The organism is Streptococcus sp. HMSC064H09 (genome assembly GCF_001812625.1).
In the GTDB taxonomy this organism is placed as follows: Bacteria; Bacillota; Bacilli; order Lactobacillales; family Streptococcaceae; genus Streptococcus.
In genome coordinates, this window is sequence record NZ_KV809599.1 from 1 (window position 1) to 4,411 (window position 4,411).

At 45.0% G+C, this 4,411-nt stretch carries 4 protein-coding genes and 2 pseudogenes; all 6 read right to left on the reverse strand.

Going from position 1 to position 4,411, the window contains the following annotated elements; genetic code table 11:
• Positions 1-58 precede the first annotated feature (58 nt).
• A pseudogene (gene pnuC / locus HMPREF2867_RS07840) lies at positions 59-421 on the reverse strand (nicotinamide riboside transporter PnuC); the annotation flags it as partial.
• Between the two features lie 167 nt (positions 422-588).
• A complete protein-coding gene (locus HMPREF2867_RS07845; protein ID WP_070576936.1) occupies positions 589-1,389 on the reverse strand; it encodes an energy-coupling factor ABC transporter ATP-binding protein in 801 nt (266 codons plus the stop codon).
• Positions 1,376-2,212, reverse strand: coding sequence for an ABC transporter ATP-binding protein (locus HMPREF2867_RS07850; protein ID WP_070576938.1), 837 nt, complete (start codon positions 2,210-2,212; stop codon positions 1,376-1,378). The genes HMPREF2867_RS07845 and HMPREF2867_RS07850 overlap by 14 nt, the downstream gene beginning before the upstream one ends.
• Positions 2,188-2,979 carry an energy-coupling factor transporter transmembrane component T gene (locus HMPREF2867_RS07855; protein ID WP_021144109.1) on the reverse strand — a complete coding sequence of 264 codons (792 nt, stop codon included), beginning with the start codon at positions 2,977-2,979 and terminating at the stop codon, positions 2,188-2,190. The genes HMPREF2867_RS07850 and HMPREF2867_RS07855 overlap by 25 nt, the downstream gene beginning before the upstream one ends.
• The gene (locus HMPREF2867_RS07860; protein WP_070576940.1) at positions 2,979-3,581 is read right to left on the reverse strand and encodes an ECF transporter S component; all 603 of its coding nucleotides are present in this window, start codon (positions 3,579-3,581) and stop codon (positions 2,979-2,981) included. Before HMPREF2867_RS07860 ends, HMPREF2867_RS07855 begins: the two co-directional genes overlap by 1 nt.
• A 300-nt stretch (positions 3,582-3,881) precedes the next feature.
• Positions 3,882-4,379: pseudogene (locus HMPREF2867_RS07865) on the reverse strand (PhzF family phenazine biosynthesis protein); the annotation flags it as partial.
• Positions 4,380-4,411: the final 32 nt, after the last annotated feature.

A 4,411-nucleotide genomic window follows, 5' to 3' on the forward strand; every position in this document is an offset into this window, starting at 1 on the left:
GCTTTTCGTCACCCACTACAGTTGACAAAGAGCTCTTATTAATTGATAAACATATGTATTAAGCTTTCTTTGCCGCCTTGCTCCATTGGTAACAACCAACTAGACTGTTGATAAGATAAATGAAGTATTTCCCTTGAATTTGAAGACTTTCTCCCCACCAGAGGTAGATAGAGAAAACATTAGTGGCTGCCCAGAAAATCCACTGCTCACGATATACAGCTGTCATCAAGAGCTGACCGACACCGTTTGTCGCATCGGTAATAGAATCACGATAAGGACGATTAGCTCCAATTGACTGGTAAATTAGACCAAAAGCTAACCACCAAAGTACACTAATTGATAGGTACTTGGTCCATCCCACGGTATCCAACTTACGTGCAACAAATTCTTGTTGTTCTTTTTTGAATTGCGCTTGATAGATCAAAAAGTGTTAAAAATAAGACAGTAACCTCAGAATAGATACTGTCTTATCTCTTTTTTTTACTTAAAGTCTTGATAGACTTGACAAATGGTAGAAAAGAACCGTGAGTTCTTGCCAGAAGCTGAAGTTAATCCTTCAACCTGGAAAACCCGCAGAGGTGACTTTTTCTATACATCTCGATTTTTCTGGCAATAATCATTAACCGATAAATATGTCTGTGAATCACCCAGCGACTCCGCTATGTCCATAATCCGCGGTGGTAGTAATCCCACTCGCTGGACAAGTTCGTGATCGCTGAACAATTCCCGTGGACTGCCGGCGAAGCCAAACTTCCCGTGTTCCATAACATACACCGACTCAAACTCGGCGGCGACCCAATCCATGTCATGGGTGATGGTCACAACTTGGTGGCCCGAATCAGCTAACTGATGGAAAATTGCGGTCAACTTGTGCCGGCTTTCCCAATCAAGAGACATCATCGGCTCATCAAATAAATAAATCGCCGGATCCACTGCCAAAACTGTGGCAACACTCAACAGCTTGCGTTCCGACAATGACAGGTCATATGGACTTTCAGCTGCTTTATCATCCAAGCCAACTCTTTTTAGAGCCGCTAAAGCCCGCCTCGTAATCGTGTCGTGGTCATCCATGACCTGCGCGACACTCCACTCCACCTCTCGTTGAACGGTCGGGTTGAAAAGCTGATCGTCAGGATTCTGAAAAGTAATCCCAACCTTCAGTAACTTTTCGACTGGTTTAAGATCATTAAAATTTTCTCCATCGATCTTAATCACACCGGTTTGTGGTGTCAGCAAGCCCGTCAACAATTTGAAGAGCGTTGATTTACCGGCACCATTTTGGCCGACAATCGCCACCATCGGATCGGCGAAGTGTTTGTCTTCAACATCCAAGCTAAAGGACCGTTCCGGATAAGTGAACGTCAGGTGGTTCAGTTCAATTGTGGACATAACAAGCCTCCTTCAGATCAGCGCCATTCACCGGATACCGGCCATCAGCCAAGTGCCAATCCATTTTTTGAGCAAGTTGCTGGATTGTCGGGGCTGGAATCTGCCAGTCAGCGGCCAAATGATTAAACACCTCACCCGGCCTGCCCTGGGCTACCATTTGACCCTCGTGCAGCACCCACACAACGTCGGCGACTTCGCACAAATCGTCAATTTCACTGGTGACAATGAAGACAGTCGTCTCTTTGACTTGGGCCAGCCATTGGAAAAATTGCCGGCGGCCAAGGGGATCCATCTGACTGGTCGGATCATCCATAATCAAAACAGCCGGATTAGCCACAATCGCCGTGGCAATTGCCAACCGCTGGATCTGACCACCGGAAAGGCTCTCGGGACGCAAATTCAGCTGTTCAATCAGCCCCATTTGCGTGGCAACTTCTTCAACCCGTTTTTGAATCAGTCCTTCAGCCATTCCCTGATTAATCAAGTCAAAGGCGATTTCATCGGCAACCGTGTCTGCCAACCCGCTTAGTTGGCCAGCTGGATTTTGCAGTACAACTCCATTCATGGCATTATAAACGGGCCAATTGTCGGACACTCGCTGGCCAAACATGTGCCAGTCGCCCTCAATCTCAGCAGACACAATTTTGGGAATGACCCCTGCCAGCACACGGCACAAAGTCGATTTGCCGGAGTGGCTATTCCCGATAATCCCAACCACCTGGCCGGTAAGAACCTCCGCGTTAATCTGACGTAGTTGTGGTTGCTCAGTACCCGGATAACGGGTGGTCAAATTTTCAATTACAATCCGTTTATCTTCTTCCATATCTTCCACCCAATCAATAAAATTGCCAATCCAGTCAGACCAATGTGCAGAGTCCGCGACAGGCGATACACGCGCTGGGAGGTTCTGACAGTCCGGTTGGGATTATCAAAACCTCTCAGTTGGAGCGAAATCGACCGCGCCATCGATTGATCCAAGGTCTTAATCACCAATGGAATTAGAACCGGCAGGACTGACTTTAATTTCTGAATCAACGTTTTTTGCGGATTGGTTCCGCGAACTTTTTGTGCCTGCTGGATTTTCCGCATATTGCGCATCATTTCCGGCAAAATATAACACACCGACATCAGAACGTAGACGGTTTTATAAGACAATCCGGACAGTTCCAAATAGGCCGCGTTTTCTGAAATACTCGTGGTCACCATAAAAAAGCCACTGGTCAAAATAATCACCAATACTCGACAACCCAGAGTGGTGGCGTAAATCAGGCCTTCTTTGTAGAACGACACCCCAAGCACAGAAAACAGCACAGTTTGATTCCGACTGTAAAATAACCCTTGGATGATCAGCATGGTGCAAATCAGAAACAGGCTGAATCCCAGCGCTTTAAAGATGGTAGAACTCAATTTGGAAAATAACAATAGCAATGTTGCGACAAGAATTAATCCGGCCTGAAGCAATAAATTCATACTGGCAAAGCTCAACAACGTCATGTCCAAGATGAACAAGAGCTTAGTAATCGGATCGATCACCTGGTACCACTTGAGCTTGACCCGTGGCGCTCCAGAAATCAATGTTTGATCAGTCATCATTTATCACCGCTAAAGAAGTGCACCATCCGCTTCGGCAGCTGACGATAGATGAAGAATGCCAGGTAGGCCACGCAGACTTTATCCAAAATATCCAAGACAAACTCATCGGTAAATGAGGCCAGCCACACTGGTGCATGATTGGCGACCATTACCGCAAACAATGAGTCACCCCAAGCGATACCGGTCTGACCACCCCAAAAGATGACGTTGAGTGGCGTTGAAATGACAGCTGAAACGATGGCAATAATAATAGCAGAAACAAATACTCGTCGCGCTGACGAGAACCACCCATTGGCGTGCAAAACTCCGACAGCAATCCCAATTCCGATGCTGGTAATCGCATACACGGTTGAAATTGGCGATAAGGTCAGCCCATAGATCACGTTGTTGATGAAACCACTGATGGCACCGGCAACCGGCCCAGCCAACATGCTGGCAAGAAAGGTTCCCAAAGACCCCAGCCAAACGGGCAACTTTAACCCCTCCGCCAAGGCTTTGGCAACATAGTTAATCCCCACGGCAGCGGGAATCAAAGTCATGGTGGAAGCACTTAAGTTAAATTTCCACATACTGGTACGATGAATCGGTTCTGTTTTCATAATCTTCTCCTTTTGTTTTTAAAGAGCCGTGTCAGGAATGACTTTCGGACGCAACGCTCTATAGAATAGTTAATAGAACTATTTAGTCTTTTCACAATACCAACCGTAGTCGACATAGATTAATATAGTAAAATTACTATTTCTAAGTTCATACTCTATATCATACGCTTATTTTCAAAATTGTCAAGTCTTTTCTGAAAATTCTTCAAAAAAATTTGGAAAATTTAAAATGCCTAGCTCAGCTAGACATCTTTTGTTTCTATAATGACTTTAATCGTTATTGCTTATACTAGACAACATCTAGTCTGTTACATAAATCTCGCCACGGCTATAGAGGGCAGCTTTTCCCGCAAGATAAAGCTTATCGCCTTCTAGTCGGCAAATAAGATGACCACTTCTCTTAGAGGCTTGATAAGCTCTAAATTCTTCTTGTCCTAACTTTTTAGCCCATAAGGGAATGACATGACAATGCCCAGAACCACAAACTGAATCCTCCATGACTGATAATTTTGGTGCAAAACTACGTGTAACGGTATCATAGTTTTTACCTTTAGCTGTGATATTTAGGAGTAAGCCATCTAATGCTTTAACTTTATCAAAATCTGGAGTCGCAGCAATGACATCATTTTCATGAGGGAGGATACACACTAGATCTCTTCCAAGCCACGCTTCAAGAGGACGGACACCGATTGCTTCTTCCATCTCACTTGTTACTGGAACTTGGTGCATCGAGTAAACTGGGAAATTCAGCTCATATAGCTCTCCTCTTTTGGTTACCAAAAGCTCCCCACTCTGAGTTTGTACTGACCCCAAAAAGTTAGACATTTAAT

Excerpts from the sequence above, each read along its gene's own strand:
- HMPREF2867_RS07845 (WP_070576936.1), bottom strand. The coding sequence starts at position 1,389 with ATGTCCACAATTGAACTGAACCACCTGACGTTCACTTATCCGGAACGG.
- HMPREF2867_RS07850 (WP_070576938.1), bottom strand. The coding sequence starts at position 2,212 with ATGGAAGAAGATAAACGGATTGTAATTGAAAATTTGACCACCCGTTAT.
- HMPREF2867_RS07855 (WP_021144109.1), bottom strand. The coding sequence starts at position 2,979 with ATGACTGATCAAACATTGATTTCTGGAGCGCCACGGGTCAAGCTCAAG.
- HMPREF2867_RS07860 (WP_070576940.1), bottom strand. The coding sequence starts at position 3,581 with ATGAAAACAGAACCGATTCATCGTACCAGTATGTGGAAATTTAACTTA.